Consider the following 19,509-nt stretch of genomic DNA (forward strand, 5'->3'; position numbering starts at 1 on the left):
CGATCTTCATGAAGGGGCTTGCTCATGGCCGATATTTCGATCTCAGCGCGAGTGCGCACCGGTCTGCTGGCGCTTCAGCAGATCAATGACCAGACGACACTTGCCCAGCAGCGCCTAACCACGGGCCGCAAGGTCAACTCCGCTGTCGACAACCCGGTCAACTATTTTACCTCGGCCGCATTGAACGATCGCGCAGGCGATTTGGGTGCGCTGCTGGACGGCATCGGCAATGCGCAGAAGGTAGTGGAGGCTGCGGACAAAGGCATCCAGAGCATAACCAAGCTGGTTCAGACAGCTAAAGGTTTGGCGAGCGCCGCTCGTCAATTGGCATCAACGGATACGGCAGGGCGACTAGCGCTGTCAGTCCAGTACAACGAGATCCAGAGCCAGATTACCTCCTTGGCCGAAGACTCGGGCTTCAATGGCCTCAATCTTATCAAGGCCACCCCCGACAATTTGACCGTCAGATTTTCCGAGAGAGCCACAGCTGCTGCCCCGGCTCCGAAAAATGATCTTACTGTCACTGGCGTTGCACTCGGTGCAGCAGGTCTATCGCTCGTCGCCGCAACAGGCTCCTGGGCAACCAACGGAAACGTCGACACAGATATCGGTCTCCTCGATGCCGCTCTCGGAAAGCTCCGGGCAACCGCTTCGACGCTTGGTGCCAACGGCGCGATCATCACTTCCCGACAGGATTTTACGAAGCAATTAATGTCGGTCTTGAAGGTTGGCGCTGATAATCTCGTTCTGGCGGATCAAAATGAGGAAGCGGCAAACCTGCTCGCCCTTCAGACTCGCCAGCAGCTTGCTCAGACCGGTATGTCGCTTGCGAACCAGGCTGACCAGAGCGTCCTCCGACTCTTCAACTAATCGGAATCGATCCATGGCCTTGCATGTCGAGCTGCGCCCAGGCGAAAAGGTCTACATCGGCCGAACGTTGGTCACCAACGGGAAGTTCAAGGCGAGCCTTTATCTTGAGGGCCGTGAGCCGATCCTCAAGCAGAAGGATATGATCGACCCTGCGGAAGCGGACACGGTCTGCAAGCGGATCTATGTCGCGATCACGGACGCCTATCTCGCCGAGAACGCCGCTCTTCACGATCACGAATGTTTCGAGCTGGTGAAACAGGTTGCCGCCGTGGCGCCTAGCCTTCGAACCATGCTGGCTGAGGTTTCGAAGTACGTACTGGCTGGTGAGCACTACACCGCGTTGAAGCTTTGCAAGCATCTGATCGAGCATGAAGCTGCTTTGATCGCTGCTGTCATGACAGAAGAACCTGCAGGCAGCGGCCCTCGCCACTGAGCACGGTTACGACCGGGTCTCCAGCCGCTCGATGAGCCGCACCAGGCGCTCGTGCGCCGCCTCCATCGCGGCGATGACGCCCGCGCCGTCGGCTTCCCCCGCCTCGCGAGCGCGCACGATGAATGTCGTCAGCGTGCCGAGCATCCTCGACGCGGCCGCGAGGTCCTCGGGCGGGACCTGGGTGACCAAGCGGGGGCCGGACGCCCGGTCGACCGGTGCCTCGTCGACCAGGTGGTCGGCGATGAGGCGGCGCACCAGGGCAGAATCGGAAATCCCGTCGCGCTGCGCGGCGACAGTGAGTTTCGCTCGGAGGTCTCCGGTGAGCCGGATTCCCAATATCGAGGGCAGCAGGCGGCTGCCCGTCGAGGGGTCCACGGGGCGACGCCCCTGGCCAGCAGACGTCGCCGGAACGGGGGCGTCGTCTAGGGGCAAACCGCGAAGCGTGTTTGACCCTATGCCTGGCTTAATCTCTGCACTTATTTCCATGTCAAACACTCCGGTAAAACTCGGCGGTCAAACCGCCTCCTAATTCAGCCCTTGCTGCCGAATCCCTTGTTGCCGGATTCCGCTTCCGGCTCCTCGGTCACCTCGGGCACGGGCATGGCTCCGGCAGCCGGCGGCGTCCCATCGGGATCGTCGTCATGGGGCCTCTTCTTCTTCTTTCCGGGGACCTTCGTCCTGCCGCCGGTCTTTTCGGGGATGGTCACGTCGGCGACCGAGGGCGTCTCCGGCGGAGCCGGCGCGGGGCCGCCCGACGAACCCGCGTTGCCGTCCCTGCCGCCCTTCGTGACCTTCGCGGCGGCAGCGTTGAGCGCCTTGACCAGGGCGATCTGGACTTCGGCGGGGACGTGCAGGGGCGCGGGCACGGGCTTGCCCATGTATTCGAGCCGCTTGCGCTCGCGCTGGTCGGCCCGCTCGGCCTCGCGCCACGTTTCGAGGTCGCCGTAGGTCGCGTCGTTGAGCCGACGCAGCAGCCCCATCTCGGCATCCGGGTCATCCATCCGTGCTTCGGACAGCATGAAGCGGGTCAGCCTGCCGTCGACCATGTCGAGCGCCTTCAGGTACGCGGCGAGGTCGGGCCCCAAGACCTTTTCCGCGAGCTTGATGCGCTCCGGCGTCGGCTTCTCGCCGTGCCGACCGAATCCTCTGATGTACGTGACCACGGCGACCGGGAAGCTGGGCGGCATCACGAATCGAGGCCGCGCCGGCGCCGGGGTCTCCGGCCGCTCCGGCTCGATCGCCGGACGCGGATCGGGTTTGACCTCGGGACGGACCGGTTTGACCTCCGGCCTGATGGTCGGCTTCAGCCTGGCGCTGGGCGGCCTGGCGGGCTTCACGTCGGGCCGGGCGACGGGACCGAGGCCGATGAACTCGTAGATGCGGCGAAACATGGGACACCTCCTGTTTGACCAAAGTTTCCGGGCGGGAGGGGCGCGAAACCATGTTTGACCGGCGGCAGGGTGCCTGCCGCCGGCTTGTGTCAGCCGAGCCCCGTCGTTGCGGCGGCCTGCTCTGGCGAATCGATGCCCCAGGCTTCGACATCGATCCCAGGCAGTGATGCCAGGAGCCGGTTGCGGAGCGATTCGACGAACGCCGAGGCTTCGCTCTTGTCGTAATCGGGATGCTCGCAGGCTTGGTAGTCGTAGCAAGCCAGCGTGTGCGCGGCTGCCGTGATCCGGACGTCGGGATAGTAGCGGTGCCGGTAGACGTCGATCTGCTGCTGGTAGCCGGCGGCCTCTACCGAGCCGACCAAGCTCGGATAGCGGGCGAACATCGATCGCAGGTTCTCGCTCCAGAGCATCTGTCCGACGAGCGTCGCTCGGTGATGCGTGATCTGCTCGCGGCGCGGCGGGCAGCCGTATGCGCGGTAGTCGATGGCTGCGCTGACGAGGACGTCGATATGATGCTGCGAGACGAAGAAAGCTGACATTTCGGGTCTCCTGAATGGGAAAGCCCGCCGGGGTTGCCGGCGGGCTGGGAAAGGGGTCAGTCTCGGGTGCCGCTGCGGTCCCACACCAGCGGCCAGGACTTGCTCTTCGGCGTCCGGGGCTGGAACAGGGCGGCTCGGACGGGGCAGGGGAAGCTCGGGTCCTGGATCGCGACCGAGAGGAAGGCGACCCCCGCTTTCGACTGGCGGCGCCATGCCCCGCCGACCTCGCGCCCGTTGTGCAGGATGCGGAAATCCGGGGCCTTGTCCGAGGCGCTCTCGAAGGGCTCGAAGACGAGCTCGGCGGTGCAGGAAAGGGTGGTGAGGGTGCCGACGTAGCCGTTGCCGTCCGAGGTGAAGCTGCCGATGTCGATCATGGGGTCTCTCCGATGCTGGGCCGCACCGCGCGGCCTGTGGCGTCAAAGAGAGACGGGAGGGAGCGCCCGCATCCGGAGGACCGGAATGGAATGGAGGAGCGCTTGCGCTTGCGGGAATAGCGATCGAGCGGATTACTAAGAGGACACAGAAAGGCCGCCGGTGCAGGCCCGCCACGGGGTGACCAGATCGGCTCGGGGACTCCTCAAATCACAGGCGATGTTCTACGTCTGTTCTCCATGCGATCCGACCTCCCTCCCGACGAGAACACACCGCTAGGACGCTGGCCGTGGGTCGAGGTCCGATTCCGCTGTCACTACTGCCAACGGTGGGATGACGTGCGCCTGGCTTCCCTGGCGGCCAAGAAGGGGCATCGCATCTCGATCGGCACACTGGTCCGGCAATGGGCTTCACTCTGCCCGTGGCACCACACCAATCCGACGCGGAAACCCCAGAAGTACGGGATGAAATGCGGTGGGCACTGCCCGGATCTGCGGAAGCTCACCCCTCCCGACATGCCGCCGGCCATGGGCGGCCTGGTGGTGCTCGAAGGGGGCAAGGGCGACATGCTGCCAGCCGAGCCGGCCCGCGAGCGTCGCCGGCGGATCGGCGCTCCCAACGAAGGCTAGCTCCAGGCGGTCGCGTCGTCGTGCGTCTTGTCCCACGCCATGATCGCGTCGGTCAGCGCCTCAAGCTCGCGCTCCTCGGGGCTGTCCTCGACCGCCCCGGCTAGCTCGGCGACGCGCTGGGTTGCCCCCTCGTAGTCGTCGACGCTCTCGATCGTGATGGCGGCTGGGTTGTCCATGTCGGTCTCCCTGCACGGCTGAATCCCCGGATCGACGCACGGTTCCACGGCGCGGTCGCGCGCGCTTGCGATTTCTCGATGCGACCTCTTGTAGGTTCCGATTTGGATGTTATCTTACACCCAATCCCGAGAGTGGTTCTCGGGCTTCATCAGGAACCCGCATCATGGCCGCCAAGACCTCCGTTCTGATCACCGTCGAACACACCGCCGCCCTCGACGCCTTCATCAATGAGTCCGCCGGGCGCACAAAGTCGCCGCCGGCAAGCGTCCTGATCGACGCCGCTGCCGATGCCGAGGAGCGTCTCGAAGACGCCGGTGTCGCGAAGACGCATCGGGTGGGCTGCGAATACCACTTCCGGCAGGCCGGCCCGTGGGCGAACGCCTACAAATACTCGAAGGCCGTCTGGGCCTTCCGTCTGCGCCGCAAGAAGGATGGCTGGGTGATCGTCACCGCGCGCGGCGAGAACGTCTATCCGAAGACACCCAAGATCGACGAGGTCGTGCTGACCGAGGCGGCGCGTGACGCCGTCGTGCGTCACGCTCTGGCCCCCTTCGGCATCTTGCCGACGAAGGAAGCGATCGCCGCCTGATCCCACGCTCGCATAGGAGCCGCACCCGAGGCGGCTCCGAACGAGCGTCGGATTCCCGGCGACTCTGCACCGGCCTAGGAGGGCCAGATGACCGAAAACACCCCCACCGTCACTTTCAGGCCGGGCCAGTCCCGCATCCTGCCCGACGCCTATTTCCTGATCGACGGCGACACGCGCATGTACGCGATCGTCTGCGTCGACCACGCCGGCCAGCCGTTCGTGCTGGTCGACGAGCTCTGCGGCAACGAGGACATCAAGCTGCCGGGCGGCGTCGAGACCGGTCGCGAGGTCAAGCGGCTGGTCGATCTTGCCGCCCAGGGATCGAAGGTCGCGCAGGACCGGCTGGCGGCCTACGCGGTCGAGGGCATCATGATCGCCCGCGGCCTGCGCGAGGGCGCGAACGACAACGCCGACCTCGGGAGGGCGGCGTGATGGTCGCGATCGAGGTTCTCTCGTGCGGAGATTGGGTCCGCAGCCGATTCGGTTTCTTCTCGCCGACGGCGGCGGCTTCGATGATCGCGAATCTGCGGGAGCGCGGCATCCGTGCGCGGACCGTCCCGGCGAGCTAGACCGGTGACATGAGAGACCCCGGGGCGGGCAGCCCCGGGCTTCTGCGAGACCCTGGCCCGCGCTGCTGGAGCGCGAGGGCTGGCACCCGGGGACGGGGTCTCGCACAAGCCCAGGAGACGACGATGAGCGAGAAGAAAGTCTACGTCGGCCCCGGGCGGGATAGCCACGGCGCGACGACGCTGCGGATCGTCGGGGAGGGCCTGTACGGATCGCAGTGGCAGTCCGAGTTCGCTCGCCGGCTGACCGGGCTGCATCCGAAGGAGAAGCGTGTGACGCAGCAGATGGTGGCTCGCTGGGCCGCCGGCGAACGCACGATCCCGCCGTGGGTATGGGCCGCCGCGCTCGACGTCATCGATGACAAGACGATCTGGCTCGCGATGCAGAAGGACACGCTGCGCGGGATCGCCGGATGGGAGGGGACTGATAAGCCATGAAAAGTGATCTGACCAAGGCCATGGCAGCACTGACGCGCGCCGAGCGCAGCTTCGTTATCCACGCTGACGTCTCGACGCCCTATTGCCGCGAATCGTGGCATCTGCGGCCGCTGGTCGATGAGCTCTATCGTTTCCGGAAAGATCGTGGGGAACGAGTCCTGATGTGGAGCAAGAACACGGCGCGGATCTCTAATGATCGCGCTTGGCTTGCCCACCAATTTCAGCGTTGGACGCTCGCCGAGCGGCTGACGCAGAGTCGGCGAGAGGTCTTCGACAAGGCCTGGGCGAAAACCGGGATCGGCTCTAACGCGTGGCGGCGGAACGATCCGAAGCTGATTTTCGTGCCCGGGCACGCGGGCGAGCACGTCGTCGAGCGCGTCGCCTTGAGAGGGTATAGGGAGCTGATGGACGTGCACACGCTTACCCTCCCGCTCGACTGGATGACGATTGTGAAGCGGATCGGCGACGGTACCGGTGTCGTGGACGGTCACTTGATCCTGTCTGCATCGCTGCACCATGAGACGGCGCTCGACTCGCGGTCCTGGTGGACGGCGCGGTTGCTCAAGCGCGGTCGCGGCTACGGCGCCGTCACGGTCGAGAAGATCATCTCTTGCTGGCCTCACGGCATCTCGACGCTGCACGCCGATATGAAAAGAGCGATGCTCGAACCGACGCCTCCAGAGGTCGAACGGCGGGAGGAAGCCGCGCGGCTGGAGCGGCACGAAAGAGCGCAGTTGCTCTGCGACGAAGACCTGGCCGCGCTGGAAGACCTCGATCTGACCGTCGCCTAGATCGGGCAACCGCCGCCGTGGTCTCCTGGGGCTTGACCGCCTGGGAGCCCCGCTCGCCGGGCCCTTTTGCGTTGTTTCAGGACCAGTTTCAGGACCACCCCGTTTTCGGGACCATTCCAGGCCAAGCCCCGGAAAGCAAAAAGCCCTGCAAACACTAGGGTTTGCAGGGCTTGGAAAATGGTGGGCGCGACAGGGATCGAACCTGTGACCCCTACGATGTCAACGTAGTGCTCTCCCGCTGAGCTACGCGCCCGTCTGCCGCGTCGGGATCTCGCCGCGGCTGTCGGAAACAGGGTTGGCCGTTGCCGGTCGACCATGTTGCGAGGTGTGCGGCTATAGCCGCTCGCTTCGAGCCTTGCAAGGCGGTTTGTGGATAAACATCCCGCCCCACCTGATGTCCGTCGCGACGGACCGGCCTCAGGCCGCCAGCAGCTTCTCGACCTCGCTCACCAGCTCGCGCAGGTGGAAGGGCTTGGAAAGCACCTTGGCGTCCTTGGGCGTCTGCGAATCGGGGTTGAGCGCCACGGCCGCGAAGCCGGTGATGAACATCACCTTGATGTCGGGGTCGAGTTCGGTGGCGCGGCGCGCCAGCTCGATGCCGTCCATCTCCGGCATGACGATGTCGGTCAGCAGCAGCTCGAAGGGCTCTTCGCGCAAGCGGTTATAGGCTGAGAGCCCATTGTCGAAGGATGCCACGTCATAGCCCGCATTCTGCAGGGCCTTGACCAGGAAGCGGCGCATGTCGTTGTCGTCTTCGGCGAGAAGTATCTTGGTCATGGGCCTGATCTGTCCGTCCCGTATGGCCTGTCTTCAGGTTCAGGGGGTGCCGGCCAGGCGACCCTCATCCCATGCTCATCTGGCGCCAGCGCCGCTGCCGGGCTTGCGCCGGCAGGGTTATCGGCCCATCCCCGCGCTTGGAACCCTGCGTTTCTATAAGGCATCACCATGGTAAACAACGGGTGAATCGCCTGGCGATGGCGGCTGTGCGCCGCCGGCGCTTCAACCGCGCCGCTATGTGTGCTTGTGTCGGGGCCGATGAGCGCGCTTTCAGCCCCTTTCCCTCCCGGTCCCGAAGACGTCGTCGCCGAGATCGAGCGGCCATACACGCTGTATCAGCCGGCGCTTCACATCGTCCCGGTGGTGGTCGACGTCCCCCATGCCGGGCGGCGCTACCCCCGGGCCTTCGTCGAGCGGGCGCGGCTGCCGCTGCGCTCCCTGCGCCGCTCCGAGGACGCGTATGTCGACCGGCTGTTCGCCCACAGCGTCGCCCTGGGAGCGCCGCTGCTGGTCGCCGAGTTCCCGCGCGCTTTTCTCGACGTCAACCGCGAGCCCTATGAACTCGACCCGCGCATGTTCGAGGGTCGGCTGCCGCCCTTCGCCAACACGCGCTCGCTGCGGGTCGCGGGCGGGCTCGGCACGATTCCGCGCATCGTCGGCGACGCGCACGAGATCTATTTTGGGCGCATTCCCGTCGAGGAAGCGCTGGGGCGCATCGACGGGCTCTACCGGCCCTATCATGCGGGCCTGCGCGATCTCGTCCACCGCACGCAGCGCGCCTTCGGCACCTGCATCCTGGTCGATGCGCATTCGATGCCCTCAAGCGGGCTCGACCGTGACGCCGCGGCCAAGCCCGACATCATTCTCGGCGATCGATTCGGCACCAGCGCGGCGGGTTACGTCACCGACATCGCCGAGGCCGCCTTCGCCCGGCTCGGCCTGAGCGTCACGCGCAACCGGCCCTATGCCGGCGGTTTCATCACCGAGCATTACGGCGCGCCGAGCGCGAGCGTCCACACACTGCAGATCGAGGTCAACCGCGCGCTCTACATGGACGAGACGACGCTGTTGCCGCATGCCGGCTTCGCCCCGCTCGAGAAGGCGATCTCGGCGGCGATGGCGGAGTGCTTCGCGCGCTGGAGCGGCTGGCTCAAGGCGTTCCGGCACGCGGCCGAGTAGCGGGAGGCGGCGCGGAACCGGTTGTGACCGCAACGAAAAAAAGGGCCGCGCACTTTCGTGGCGGCCCAAGTCTAGGGAGGAAACGCCCAAGGAGGGCAACGAAGGCTTGAGGTGATCGCCCCTTCGCAGTGCACAATATGACTGTGCAGCGCAAAAAAGCAAGTGGCCTGACCAAAATTCTGCAAGAGCGCATGTGGGATGGGGCATGCGTCAGACGCGGGACGGGGCGGGGGATCGAGGTCTGTCCCGCCTTTCGCGTCCGGCCCGCGCGCATGTCTTGCCTTTCGAGGACGTCCCGCCCATCACGGGCGGACAGCGGCGCGGCATCCAGCGCCGCGACAGGCCTGGGGGCATTCATGAGTGCGGTCGATTTCGGGGCCTTCGTGGCCGATCTCGCAACCCAGTCGGGCCGGGCGATCCTGCCCTTCTTCCGGGCGCATCATGCGCTGGAGGACAAGTCTGCCGGCGGCGTGTTTGATCCCGTGACCGAGGCCGACCGGGCCGGCGAGACGATCATGCGGCATCTGATCAAGCGGCAGTTTCCCGCCCATGGCGTGCTCGGCGAGGAATTTGGCAACGAGAACACCGACGCCGAATATGTCTGGGTTCTCGACCCGATCGACGGCACCCGCGCCTTCATCTCCGGCATTCCGGTGTGGGGCACGCTGATCGGGCTGACGCGCAGCGGCACGCCGGTCTACGGCATGATGCACCAGCCCTTCACGGGGGAGCGCTTCTGGGGCGATGGCGGCGAGGCGCGCTATGAGGGGCCGGGCGGGGCCAAGATCCTGCGGACCCGGCAGGTCTCGACGCTCGCGACCGCGACGCTGATGACGACCTCGCCGGCGCTGTTCAAGGGGGCGGAGGCGCTGGCATATGCCCGCGTCGAGAGCCAGGTGCGGCTCGCGCGCTATGGCTGCGATTGCTACGCCTATTGCATGCTGGCCGCCGGCCATGTCGATCTCGTCATCGAGAGCGGGCTCAAGCCCTATGACATCGTCGCGCTGATCCCGATCATCGAGGGCGCGGGCGGCGTCGTCACCTCATGGGAGGGCGGCAGCGCCGCCGGGGGCGGGCGCATCCTCGCCGCTGCCAACAAGGCGCTGCATCAGGCTGCGCTGGCGCGGCTCGCCGGTTGACGCGGGCGGCTGCGCGCCGAGTTCGGCATCCTCGCCGGGGATGAAGGCGTCGAAGGCGGCCCAGAACTGCGCCCGGATCGAATCGCTTTCCATCAGGATCTCATGGCGCGCCTGGGGCAGCACCAGCGCCTGGCCGGTCTTGAGCCGGGCGGCAAAGCGCTCGACCGCCGGGGTCGAGACGATGGGGTCGCGACCGGCGGCGATGACCAGCGTCGGCACGCGGACCTCGCGGGCGGCATTGGGGGCAGACAGCCGCCCCATCAGCCGGAAGGCGGTCCTGACCCAGGCGATGGTCGGGTCCCCGATGCTGAGATGGCGGGCCTGCGCCGAGAGCGCGCTGTTGCGGGCATAGCGAACCGGGTCGCTCGTCAGCCGGTTGCCGTCGAAGGGCTTGGTCGCAATCGCGGTGTCGCCGCCGCCGGGCACGAACGCCTTGCCGAAGCCGAGCCAGAACAGGAGGCCGGCAAGCCGGCGCGCGGATCTCGGATTGTCGATAATGGTCAAGTCCAGCATTGGCGCCATCGCCACCAGCCGTGAGACCGGCAGGGCATTCCTGCGGGCGGCGTCGAGGCAGATCGCGGCGCCCATCGAATGCGCCAGCACGAAATAGGGGCCGGGGAGCGTCTCGCGCATCTGCGCCATCGCCAGGGCGAGATCGGCTTCGTAATGGCGCAGCCAGCCGACATGGCCCTTGCGCTCGCGGCTGACGAAGCGCTGCGAGCCGCCCTGGCCGCGCCAGTCGAAGGCCAGCACATGGAAGCCGCGGCGGCGCAGTTCGGCGACCGTCTCGAAGTAGCGTTCGATGAACTCCGCCCGCCCCTGGACGAGGACGACCGTACCGCGCACCGGCTTTACCGTCGGGCGCCAGCTCGCAAAGCGCAGCCGCGCGCGATCCCGCGTCGCCGCGAACCAGACCTTGCCATGGCCGGGCACGGGGTAATCGGAGAGGGAGAAGAGCTCGGCGTCGGCCATCCCTGACTTTCATGGCGGCTGGTGCGCGGCTGTCGCAGCATCCGCCGCAGCGCGATTTCGGCGGGACTATGCCTCCCGCGGGGGGCTCTTGAAAAGCGCAAAACACTTTACCAATTCAAGCCTGCGCAGGCCTGAACCGGCTGCGCGAGACCAAACCGGGCCTGCGCTCATGAGAGGCGGGCTGGACCCAAACGTCGCTTCCTATGGAGGACACCATGCGTCACTTCGATCTTTCCCCGCTCTATCGCTCGACCGTCGGTTTCGACCGCCTGTTCTCGCTGCTCGACCAGGCCGGCAGCGCTGATGCCGCGCCGAGCTACCCGCCCTACAACATCGAGCGCACGGCCGAGAACGCCTACCGCATCACCATCGCGGTGGCTGGTTTCGGCGAGGGCGACCTTGCCATCGAGAGCAAGGAGAACGCGCTCACCGTGCGCGGCGAGAAGCAGGCCAACGACAATGGCGAAACCCGCGAGATCCTGCATCAGGGCATCGCGGCGCGCGCCTTCGAGCGTCGCTTCCAGCTCGCCGACTACGTGCAGGTGACGGGCGCCAGCCTCGAGAACGGGCTGCTCCACATCGATCTCGTGCGCGAGATCCCCGAGGCCAAGAAGCCCCGCCAGATCGCGATCGGCAGCGGTCAGGGCAAGGTGCTCGAGGCCAAGGTCGAGAGCGCCAAGGCTGCGTGATCCGCGCCTGACGCCACTGCCTGAATGAAGAGGGCGCTTCCGGAAAAACCGGAAGCGCCCTCTTTTCATGTCGCAGGGTGGCTGCGCGCCACAGGCGCGCCTCACCCCTCAATCCAGCGGTGTGACCGGCACGTCCGGCGTCTGCGGCCGCGATGTCGTCGGCGTGGCATCCTGCGGCTGGACCGGCGGCAGCTGCGCCGGGATCCCCGGTTCGGACCGGGCGAGCGGCGGCTTGGCCTCACCGGGCTCGGTGCCCCGGACATCGCTGGGATTGACCAGGCGCGGTGTCGGCGCGGCCGTCGCCGGCGCGCCTGGGCCAGGCGCGGGTGCAGTCGGTGCGGGAGGCGTCTCGGTCGCCGGCGCGCTGGCTTCGGCCGGGGGCTTGTCGGGGGCGGGGGTCGGCTTGGCGCGGGGCGGTGCGGCGGGCGCGGGTGGAGTTTCGGTGGCCGGCGCACTCGCCGCGGCCGGCGGCTTCTCGGGCGCAGGTGCGGGTTCGGCCCGCGGGGGCGTGGCCGGCGCGGGCGGAATGACGGTGGCTGGCGCCGTCGCCTGTCCCGGCGGTTTCAGAACGGCGGGGCGTTCGGGCGGTTGCTGGGAGCGGGGCGCGGGCCTGGGCCGGACCTCCTCGCGCGGATCGGTGCGGGCGACGCGGGGGGTGCTGCGTCGCGGCCCCTGCAGCACGATCTCATCGAGAAGCTGCCCGCTATAGGGATCGAGGATCAGCCGGACGCGCGCGCCCGACCGGGTGCGGCCGTCGACGATATAGGCGGAGGCCGTCGTGACGGTGCGGTCGATCTGGACGAGGCCGAAATCGCGTGCCGCGATGCGGCTGGCGGCGCGCGGCGGGATCGGCGCGGGCGGCCGCGGCACGGCGTAGCGATACCCGTAGCCGAAGCGCTGCTCGAGATAGGGCGCGTCGTCATAGACATAATACTGGGCCGATGCGGCGCCGGCGGTTCCGGCGAGGGCTCCGGCGACGGCCAGGCCCATCAGCGCGGTCCGCCGGGGCAGGGTCGTACGAATGGCCATGGGGGCATCCCTTTCCAGGACAGACAATCAGATCGTCAGTCTTCGTTAGGGATTGCGGCGTGCGTGGGGCTGGAATGCGAAGGTTCGTCAGCCTCGTGGCGCGTCGAACACCCCGATCAGTTGCTCGACCACTTCGGCCGGTGTCTCAAACGACATCACGAAACGGCCGACGATCTCGCCCTCCGCCAGGCTCAGGCCCGCCGGCAGCGCCCGGTCCGACCAGGGCAGATAAGCGGCGCCCGCCACCTGCAGCCGCTGCTGCAACGCCGGAGACAAGATCGGAAACACTTCATTGGCCTGGCAGGGCCAGGCGAGCCGGGCCTCGCCGCCGGCTTGGACGGCCCCGGCGAGTTTCGACGCCATCGCGTTGGCGTGGCGGGCGAGGTCGAGCCAGTGCCCGTCAGCGAGCAGCCCCTCGAATTGCGCGCCGATCAGGCGGCCCTTCGACAGGGTCTGGCCGGCGCGCTTGCGGCGCCATTTCATCTCGGAGGCCTTGGCGGGGTCGAAGAAGATCACGGCTTCGGCTGCCCAGGCGCCGTTCTTGGTGCCGCCGAAGGAGAGCACGTCGATGCCGGCCTTCCAGGTCATCTCGGCTGGCGAGCAGCCGAGCGTGACCAGCGCGTTGGCGAAACGGGCCCCGTCCATATGCAGGCTGAGCCCCCGCGGAGCGGCCGCGTCCTTGAGGGCGCGGATCTCGTCGAGCGTGTAGATCGTGCCGCATTCGGTCGCCTGGGTGATGGACAGGGCCTGCGGCTGGACCTGATGGAGCGCGCCCTCGCGGAACCGCCCGAGGGCCTGCGTCACCTGATCCGGCGAGAGCTTGTTACCCGCACCGGGCAGGCCGATGAGCTTGGCGCCGTCGCTGAAGAATTCGGGCGCGCCACATTCGTCGTCGGCGACGTGGCTTTCCTCATGGGTAATGACGGCGCCCCAGGGCCGGGTGAGGCTGGCCAGCGCCAGCGCGTTGGCCGCGGTGCCTGATGTCACCAGAAAGACCGCGACCTCGCGCTCGAAGATCTCGGCGAAGCGGCGCTCGGCCTGTTTCGTCCAGGTGTCGCTGCCATAGGCGCTAGCCGCGCCGTCATTGGCGGCGGCGATGGCGGCCATGACACGGGGGCTCGCGCCGGCGGTGTTGTCGCTGATGAAGTTCATGGCGTCACCGATAGACGCTGGCCGCCGTGCCGCCAAGCCGGCCGCGCGGCGCGGCGCGCCTCAGCGCAGAACGGCCTGCGCGAGCAAGGTGAGGGCCGCCGCGATGATGGTCAGGAACGTGGCGATCATGCCGGCTGTGCGGAAGCGGAAATCCTCGTCGGTATGCGAGACGCCCCAGGCATGGCTGGCGCGTCCGATCAGCAGCGTCAGACACAGCAGGTGCAGCAGCGGCCCGGGCGCGCCGCGCCATTCGGCCATCGCGAGCAGCAGCAGGGCGAACGGCACGTATTCTGCGAAGTTGCCATGCACCCGGACGCGCCGTTCGAGGGCGCGATCGTCGGAAACGCCGATGGCGACACGGCCGACGCGGCGTTGCTTGACCACCGCCAGAGAGAGCGCGACGAACAGCAGGCCGAGCAGGGCGGCATAGACGGGGACGATCGCGAGAGCCATGGCCGGTCATCCATCTGACAATGTGAACACAGTTTAGATCGCGACGTCGCCCTTGGCCAGAGGCACGGCTCGCGATACGGCCCGACAGGAAATGTGCGGGGATGCGCCGCAGGCTTGCCGGATGTGTCCGAATAGGCGGCTCCTCCAGAACAAAATGTCGGCCAAGAGACAAAACGCCGCTTGTGCAGTGATTAGAATTCTGGCAAGTTCATCGTAATAGGACAGTGTTGCTGTCCCATTTTCAGCGCGACGACCGGGGCCGTTTCGGGCGTCGGTCGCGCCGACGCAACGGAGCGGGACGATGACGAAGGGGACGGCCAAAGACGCCAAAACCATTCGTACGCGCGCCGCCCGCAAAGCGGCGGCCTGACAGGCGCGGCAGGGCGAAGAGCCCTCAGCGCCTGCGGAGGACGCGGGCGCCCCAAGACCAGCGCAAGCCACCCCTCCGACGAAAGACCCGGCCATTCTGGCCCCATCCTTGCTGCCGGCTTCCGGGCCGGCGCGGCAGCGATGCGGTGCGGTGGCGGAAGGATGATATGGACTGAAAGGTGCCCCCGGCGGAAGCTGGCCGGGCCTGGGCGAACGGGGTTTGACGATGAGCGAAACCAGCCAGTCGAGCGGTGCCATGTCCGTGGTCGGCGCGGAGCCTTTCGAGCGCTTCCCGGAGGTTCGCGACCCGGCCATGCCGGGGCGCCAGGGCCTCTATGATCCCTCGATGGAGAAGGATTCCTGCGGGGTCGGCTTCATCGCCGACATGAAGAACCGCAAGAGCCACGCCATCGTCGCGCAGGGCCTGCAGATCCTGCACAACATCGACCATCGCGGCGCGGTCGGCGCCGATCCCAAGCTGGGCGATGGCTGCGGCATCCTGACCCAGATCCCGCATCGCTTCTTCAGCGAGGAATGCGCCGCCATCGGCATCGCGCTCCCTGAGGTCGGCCATTACGCGATCGGCCAGTTCTTCATGCCGCAGGACGCCGGCGACCGGAGGATCTGCGAGGACATCGTCGCGCAGACGGTGACGGAAGAGGGGCTGATCTTCCTCGGCTGGCGCGACGTGCCGGTCGATGGCTCGGATCTCGGCGAGGCGGTCAAGGAAAGCGAGCCGGTCCATCGCCAGCTCTTCGTCGGCCGCCCGGCCGAGATCGGCAGCGAGGAGGAGTTCGAGCGCAAGGTCTATGTGCTCAGAAAGTCGGTTTCCAACCAGGTCTACAAGCTGAAGGACCGCGCGACCGCGACCTATTACCCGGTCTCGATGTCGGCCCGCACGATCGTCTACAAGGGCATGGTGCTGGTCACCCAGCTCGGCAGCTATTTCAAGGATCTGCAGGACGAACGCTTCGAGAGCGCGCTCGCACTCGTCCATCAGCGCTTCGCCACCAACACCTTCCCGTCCTGGCGGCTGGCCCATCCCTACCGGATGGTCGCCCATAACGGCGAGATCAACACGCTGCGCGGCAACGTCAACTGGATGGCGGCGCGGCAGGCAAGCGTCGATTCCGAGCTGTTCGGGCCCGACATCTCGAAGCTCTGGCCGATTTCCTATGAGGGCCAGTCCGACACCGCCTGCTTCGACAACGCGCTCGAATTCCTGGTGCAGGGCGGCTACTCGCTCGCCCATGCGATGATGATGCTCGTGCCGGAGGCCTGGAACGGCAACCCGCTGATGAACGAGGAGCGGCGCGCCTTCTACGAGTACCATGCCGCGCTGATGGAGCCCTGGGACGGGCCGGCCGCGATCGCCTTCACAGACGGCAAGCAGATCGGGGCGACGCTCGACCGCAACGGCCTGCGGCCGGCGCGCTATCTCGTCACCGATGACGGGCTCGTGGTACTCGCGTCGGAATTCGGCGTGCTGCCGATCCCGGAAGAGAAGATCGTCGAGAAGTGGCGTCTCCAGCCGGGCAAGATGCTGCTGATCGATCTCGAAGAGGGCCGGATCATCGGCGACGACGAGATCAAGGCGAGCCTCTGCCAGGCCAACCCCTACAAGGAGTGGCTGAAGCGCACCCAGATCGTGCTCGAGGACCTGCCGCCGGTCGAGGCGCGGGCGCAGCGCACGGATGTGGCCCTGCTCGATCGCCAGCAGGCCTTCGGCTACACGCAGGAGGACACCCGCATCCTGATGGCGCCGATGGCGGTGACCGGTCAGGAGGCTGTCGGCTCGATGGGGACGGACACGCCGATCTCGGCGCTCTCGTCGAAGTCGAAGCTGCTCTACACCTATTTCAAGCAGAACTTCGCCCAGGTCACCAACCCGCCGATCGATCCGATCCGCGAGGAGCTGGTGATGAGCCTGCTCTCCTTCATCGGCCCGCGGCCCAACATCCTCGATCTGGAAGGCACCTCGCGGCGCAAGCGGCTCGAGGTGCGCCAGCCGATCCTGACCAATGACGATCTCGAGAAGATCCGCTGCATCGGCCATTACGAGGATCGCTTCGACACCAAGACGATCGACTTCACCTATCCCGCGCGCGACGGCGCGGGCGGCATGGTCGGGGCGCTGGAGCGGCTTTGCGAGCGCGCCGAGGCGGCCGTCCATGGCGGCTACAACATCATCATCCTGTCGGACCGTCTGGTCGGGCCGGACCGGATCCCGATCCCGGCGCTGCTGGCGACGGCGGCCGTGCATCATCACCTGATCCGGAAGGGGCTGCGCACCTCGGTCGGCCTCGTCGTCGAGACCGGCGAGCCGCGCGAGATTCACCATTTCTGCTGCCTGGCCGGTTATGGCGCCGAGGCGATCAACCCCTATCTCGCCTTCGACACGCTGCTCGACATGCATGCGCAGGGCGCCTTCCCGACAGAGGTCGACGCCTATGAGGTGGTGAAGCGCTACATCAAGTCGGTCGGCAAGGGCGTGCTCAAGGTGATGTCCAAGATGGGCATCTCGACCTACCAGTCCTATTGCGGCGCGCAGATCTTCGACGCGGTCGGCCTCAAGAGCGACTTCGTCGAGCGCTATTTCTTCGGCACGGCGACCGCGATCGAGGGCGTCGGCCTCGACGAGGTCGCGCAGGAGAGCGTCAGCCGCCATCGCGACGCCTTCGGCGACGCGCCGGTCTACCGCAACAGCCTCGATATCGGCGGCGAATATGTCTACCGCATCCGCGGCGAGGAGCATGTCTGGACGCCCGACGTCGTCGCCTCGCTGCAGCATGCCGTGCGCCTCAACGCGCAGGATCGCTATGAGGACTTTGCCCGCCAGGTGAATGACGAGGCGCAGCGGATGACCACGATCCGCGGCCTTTTCAAGCTGAAGCAGGCCAGGGAGGATGGGCGCCAGCCCGTGCCGCTGGAGAGCGTCGAGCCCGCCGCCGAGATCGTGAAGCGCTTCGCCACGGGGGCGATGTCCTTCGGCTCGATCTCGCGCGAGGCGCATGAGACGATCGCCATCGCGATGAATCAGATCGGCGGCAAGTCCAACACCGGCGAGGGTGGCGAGGAGCCGATCCGCTTCAAGCCGATGGCCGATGGGCGCTCCAAGCGCTCGGCGATCAAGCAGATCGCCTCGGGCCGCTTCGGCGTCACGGCGGAGTATCTCGCCAATGCCGACGTCATGCAGATCAAGGTGGCCCAGGGCGCCAAGCCCGGCGAGGGCGGCCAGCTGCCCGGTCACAAGGTCGACGCCAAGATCGCCAAGGTCCGGCATTCGACGCCGGGCGTCGGCCTGATCTCGCCGCCGCCGCATCACGACATCTACTCGATCGAGGATCTGGCGCAGCTGATCTTCGACCTGAAGAACGTCAATCCGGCGGCTGATGTCTCGGTCAAGCTCGTCTCCGAGATCGGGGTCGGCACGGTTGCGGCCGGCGTCGCCAAGTCTCGCGCCGACCACATCACCATCTCCGGCTTCGAGGGCGGCACGGGTGCGAGCCCGCTGACCTCGCTGAAGCATGCCGGCTCCCCCTGGGAGATCGGGCTCGCCGAGACGCAGCAGACGCTTGTGCTCAACAAGCTGCGCGGTCGCGTCGCGCTGCAGGTCGATGGCGGCCTGCGCACGGGGCGCGACGTGGTCATCGGCGCGCTGCTGGGGGCCGACGAGTTTGGTTTCTCGACCGCACCGCTGATCGCGGCGGGATGCATCATGATGCGCAAGTGCCATCTCAACACCTGCCCGGTCGGCGTCGCGACGCAGGACCCGGTGCTGCGCAAGCGCTTCAAGGGCCTGCCCGAGCATGTGATCAACTACTTCTTCTTCGTCGCCGAAGACGTGCGCAAGATCATGGCCGAGATGGGCTTCACCAAGCTGGAAGAGATCGTCGGCCGTTCCGACCTGCTCGACAAGCGCGACCTGATCGACCACTGGAAGGCCAAGGGGCTCGACTTCACCCGGCTGTTCCACAAGGTCGATATGCCGGGCGTCGCGATCCGCCATGTCGAGCTGCAGAAGCACCCGATCGACGACGTGCTCGACCGCAAGCTGATCGCGGGCGCTAAGGATGCGCTCGAAGGCGGCGCGCCGGTCGTGCTCGAACACCCGATCTGCAATGTCGACCGCAGCGTCGGCGCGATGCTCTCGGGCGCCGTCGCCAAGAAGTACGGCCATGCCGGCCTGCCGGAGGACACCATCACGGTGAAGCTCAAGGGCACGTCGGGCCAGAGCTTCGCTGCCTTCCTGGCGGCTGGCGTCACCGTCGAACTGACCGGCCAGGCCAACGACTATGTCGGCAAGGGTCTCTCGGGTGGCAAGCTGATCGTCAAGCCGGACCCCGCTTCGAAGGCCGTGCCGGAGCGCTCGATCATCGTCGGCAACACGGTGCTCTACGGCGCGATCGCGGGCGAGGCCTATTTCCGCGGCGTCGCGGGCGAGCGCTTCGCGGTCCGCAACTCGGGCGCCATCGCGGTGGTCGAGGGCACGGGCGACCATGGCTGCGAGTACATGACCGGTGGCGTGGTGGCCGTGATCGGGCCGACGGGCCGCAACTTCGCGGCCGGCATGTCGGGCGGCATTGCCTATGTGCTCGATGAGGACAAGAGCTTCGCGGCGCGCTGCAACCTCTCCATGGTCGATCTCGAGCCGGTCGAGGAGGAGGAGGACCTGATGGAGCGCCTGCACCATCATGGCGGCGACCTCGAGCATAAGGGCCGCATCGACATGGCCAACATGTCGGGCCATGACGAGGAGCGCCTGATGCAGATGCTGACGAACCATGTCGACTACACCGGTTCGGAGACGGCCAAGCGCATCCTCGACAACTGGGCCGATTACCGGACCAAGTTCGTCAAGGTGATGCCGGTCGAATACCGCCGGGCGCTGCGCGAGATGGAACAGGCCCGCTCGCTGCAGGCGGCCGAATAAACGCGACGGCGATCCCGGGCGG

At 66.9% G+C, this 19,509-nt stretch carries 21 protein-coding genes and 1 tRNA gene; 11 read left to right on the plus strand and 11 right to left on the minus strand.

The features are described 5' to 3' along the window. Nucleotides 1–24 precede the first annotated feature (24 nt). Together Q8S38_RS07390 and Q8S38_RS07395 are read left to right on the plus strand one after the other, a co-directional pair. A complete protein-coding gene (locus tag Q8S38_RS07390) occupies nucleotides 25–870 on the plus strand; it encodes a flagellin N-terminal helical domain-containing protein (RefSeq protein ID WP_305679781.1) in 846 nt (281 codons plus the stop codon). A 13-nt stretch (nucleotides 871–883) separates the two neighbouring features. Further along, on the plus strand, nucleotides 884–1,303 hold the full coding sequence (locus tag Q8S38_RS07395) for a flagellar biosynthesis repressor FlbT (protein WP_305679782.1): 420 nt from the start codon (nucleotides 884–886) through the stop codon (nucleotides 1,301–1,303). Between the two features lie 6 nt (nucleotides 1,304–1,309). Here the strand turns inward: Q8S38_RS07395 and Q8S38_RS07400 are convergent, their stop codons facing one another. The 4 genes from Q8S38_RS07400 to Q8S38_RS07415 form a co-directional block, all read right to left on the minus strand. After that, nucleotides 1,310–1,678 (minus strand): hypothetical protein, encoded by a 369-nt coding sequence (locus Q8S38_RS07400; protein WP_305679783.1) that lies wholly within the window; start codon nucleotides 1,676–1,678, stop codon nucleotides 1,310–1,312. A 155-nt stretch (nucleotides 1,679–1,833) separates the two neighbouring features. Further along, complete coding sequence (locus Q8S38_RS07405) at nucleotides 1,834–2,694, minus strand: hypothetical protein (protein WP_305679784.1); 861 nt, start codon at nucleotides 2,692–2,694, stop codon at nucleotides 1,834–1,836. Nucleotides 2,695–2,783: 89 nt separating this feature from the next. After that, complete coding sequence (locus tag Q8S38_RS07410; RefSeq protein WP_305679785.1) at nucleotides 2,784–3,233, minus strand: hypothetical protein; 450 nt, start codon at nucleotides 3,231–3,233, stop codon at nucleotides 2,784–2,786. Nucleotides 3,234–3,289: 56 nt separating this feature from the next. Further along, entirely contained in the window at nucleotides 3,290–3,607 is a 318-nt protein-coding gene (locus tag Q8S38_RS07415) for a DUF736 domain-containing protein (protein WP_305679786.1), read from the minus strand. Nucleotides 3,608–3,943: 336 nt separating this feature from the next. Between Q8S38_RS07415 and Q8S38_RS07420 the strand changes: the two genes are divergently transcribed. Then, the gene (locus tag Q8S38_RS07420; RefSeq protein ID WP_305679787.1) at nucleotides 3,944–4,234 is read left to right on the plus strand and encodes a hypothetical protein; all 291 of its coding nucleotides are present in this window, start codon (nucleotides 3,944–3,946) and stop codon (nucleotides 4,232–4,234) included. On the opposite strand, the gene Q8S38_RS07425 is transcribed toward Q8S38_RS07420, so the two are convergent. Beyond that, a complete protein-coding gene (locus Q8S38_RS07425; RefSeq protein ID WP_305679788.1) occupies nucleotides 4,231–4,410 on the minus strand; it encodes a hypothetical protein in 180 nt (59 codons plus the stop codon). The genes Q8S38_RS07420 and Q8S38_RS07425 overlap by 4 nt on opposite strands. 164 nt (nucleotides 4,411–4,574) lie before the next feature. Between Q8S38_RS07425 and Q8S38_RS07430 the strand changes: the two genes are divergently transcribed. From Q8S38_RS07430 to Q8S38_RS07445, 4 genes are all read left to right on the plus strand, one after another. Next, nucleotides 4,575–5,000, plus strand: a complete 426-nt coding sequence (locus Q8S38_RS07430) for a hypothetical protein (protein ID WP_305679789.1) — start codon at nucleotides 4,575–4,577, stop codon at nucleotides 4,998–5,000. Nucleotides 5,001–5,087: 87 nt separating this feature from the next. After that, nucleotides 5,088–5,432 (plus strand): hypothetical protein, encoded by a 345-nt coding sequence (locus Q8S38_RS07435; RefSeq protein WP_305679790.1) that lies wholly within the window; start codon nucleotides 5,088–5,090, stop codon nucleotides 5,430–5,432. Between the two features lie 260 nt (nucleotides 5,433–5,692). Then, complete coding sequence (locus Q8S38_RS07440) at nucleotides 5,693–6,004, plus strand: hypothetical protein (RefSeq protein WP_305679791.1); 312 nt, start codon at nucleotides 5,693–5,695, stop codon at nucleotides 6,002–6,004. Further along, a complete protein-coding gene (locus Q8S38_RS07445; protein WP_305679792.1) occupies nucleotides 6,001–6,795 on the plus strand; it encodes a hypothetical protein in 795 nt (264 codons plus the stop codon). The genes Q8S38_RS07440 and Q8S38_RS07445 overlap by 4 nt, the downstream gene beginning before the upstream one ends. Nucleotides 6,796–6,973: 178 nt before the next feature. Here the strand turns inward: Q8S38_RS07445 and Q8S38_RS07450 are convergent. Further along, nucleotides 6,974–7,048 (minus strand) — tRNA-Val (locus Q8S38_RS07450). Between the two features lie 164 nt (nucleotides 7,049–7,212). Beyond that, a complete protein-coding gene (gene cpdR / locus Q8S38_RS07455; protein ID WP_054143348.1) occupies nucleotides 7,213–7,572 on the minus strand; it encodes a cell cycle two-component system response regulator CpdR in 360 nt (119 codons plus the stop codon). 258 nt (nucleotides 7,573–7,830) lie between these two features. Between cpdR and Q8S38_RS07460 the strand changes: the two genes are divergently transcribed. Then, nucleotides 7,831–8,751 carry an N-formylglutamate amidohydrolase gene (locus tag Q8S38_RS07460; protein WP_305679793.1) on the plus strand — a complete coding sequence of 307 codons (921 nt, stop codon included), beginning with the start codon at nucleotides 7,831–7,833 and terminating at the stop codon, nucleotides 8,749–8,751. Nucleotides 8,752–9,107: 356 nt separating this feature from the next. After that, the gene (hisN, locus tag Q8S38_RS07465) at nucleotides 9,108–9,890 is read left to right on the plus strand and encodes a histidinol-phosphatase (RefSeq protein ID WP_305679794.1); all 783 of its coding nucleotides are present in this window, start codon (nucleotides 9,108–9,110) and stop codon (nucleotides 9,888–9,890) included. Here the strand turns inward: hisN and Q8S38_RS07470 are convergent. Continuing rightward, nucleotides 9,795–10,862 (minus strand): alpha/beta hydrolase, encoded by a 1,068-nt coding sequence (locus tag Q8S38_RS07470; RefSeq protein WP_305679795.1) that lies wholly within the window; start codon nucleotides 10,860–10,862, stop codon nucleotides 9,795–9,797. The genes hisN and Q8S38_RS07470 overlap by 96 nt on opposite strands. A 215-nt stretch (nucleotides 10,863–11,077) precedes the next feature. Here Q8S38_RS07470 and Q8S38_RS07475 point away from each other — a divergent pair, with 215 nt between their 5' ends. Continuing rightward, entirely contained in the window at nucleotides 11,078–11,551 is a 474-nt protein-coding gene (locus Q8S38_RS07475) for an Hsp20 family protein (RefSeq protein ID WP_305679796.1), read from the plus strand. Between the two features lie 108 nt (nucleotides 11,552–11,659). Here the strand turns inward: Q8S38_RS07475 and Q8S38_RS07480 are convergent, their stop codons facing one another. The 3 genes from Q8S38_RS07480 to Q8S38_RS07490 all read right to left on the minus strand — a co-directional run bounded on the left by Q8S38_RS07480 (nucleotide 11,660) and on the right by Q8S38_RS07490 (nucleotide 14,185). Continuing rightward, nucleotides 11,660–12,580 (minus strand): hypothetical protein, encoded by a 921-nt coding sequence (locus Q8S38_RS07480; protein WP_305679797.1) that lies wholly within the window; start codon nucleotides 12,578–12,580, stop codon nucleotides 11,660–11,662. 87 nt (nucleotides 12,581–12,667) lie between these two features. Then, on the minus strand, nucleotides 12,668–13,732 hold the full coding sequence (locus Q8S38_RS07485; RefSeq protein ID WP_305679798.1) for a threonine aldolase family protein: 1,065 nt from the start codon (nucleotides 13,730–13,732) through the stop codon (nucleotides 12,668–12,670). A 60-nt stretch (nucleotides 13,733–13,792) separates the two neighbouring features. After that, nucleotides 13,793–14,185 carry an MAPEG family protein gene (locus tag Q8S38_RS07490; RefSeq protein ID WP_305679799.1) on the minus strand — a complete coding sequence of 131 codons (393 nt, stop codon included), beginning with the start codon at nucleotides 14,183–14,185 and terminating at the stop codon, nucleotides 13,793–13,795. A gap of 625 nt (nucleotides 14,186–14,810) precedes the next feature. Here Q8S38_RS07490 and gltB point away from each other — a divergent pair. Further along, entirely contained in the window at nucleotides 14,811–19,487 is a 4,677-nt protein-coding gene (gene gltB, locus Q8S38_RS07495) for a glutamate synthase large subunit (RefSeq protein WP_305679815.1), read from the plus strand. The last annotated feature ends 22 nt before the right edge of the window (nucleotides 19,488–19,509 follow it).

The organism is Allobosea sp. (assembly GCF_030695125.1).
In the GTDB taxonomy this organism is placed as follows: Bacteria; Pseudomonadota; Alphaproteobacteria; order Rhizobiales; family Beijerinckiaceae; genus Allobosea.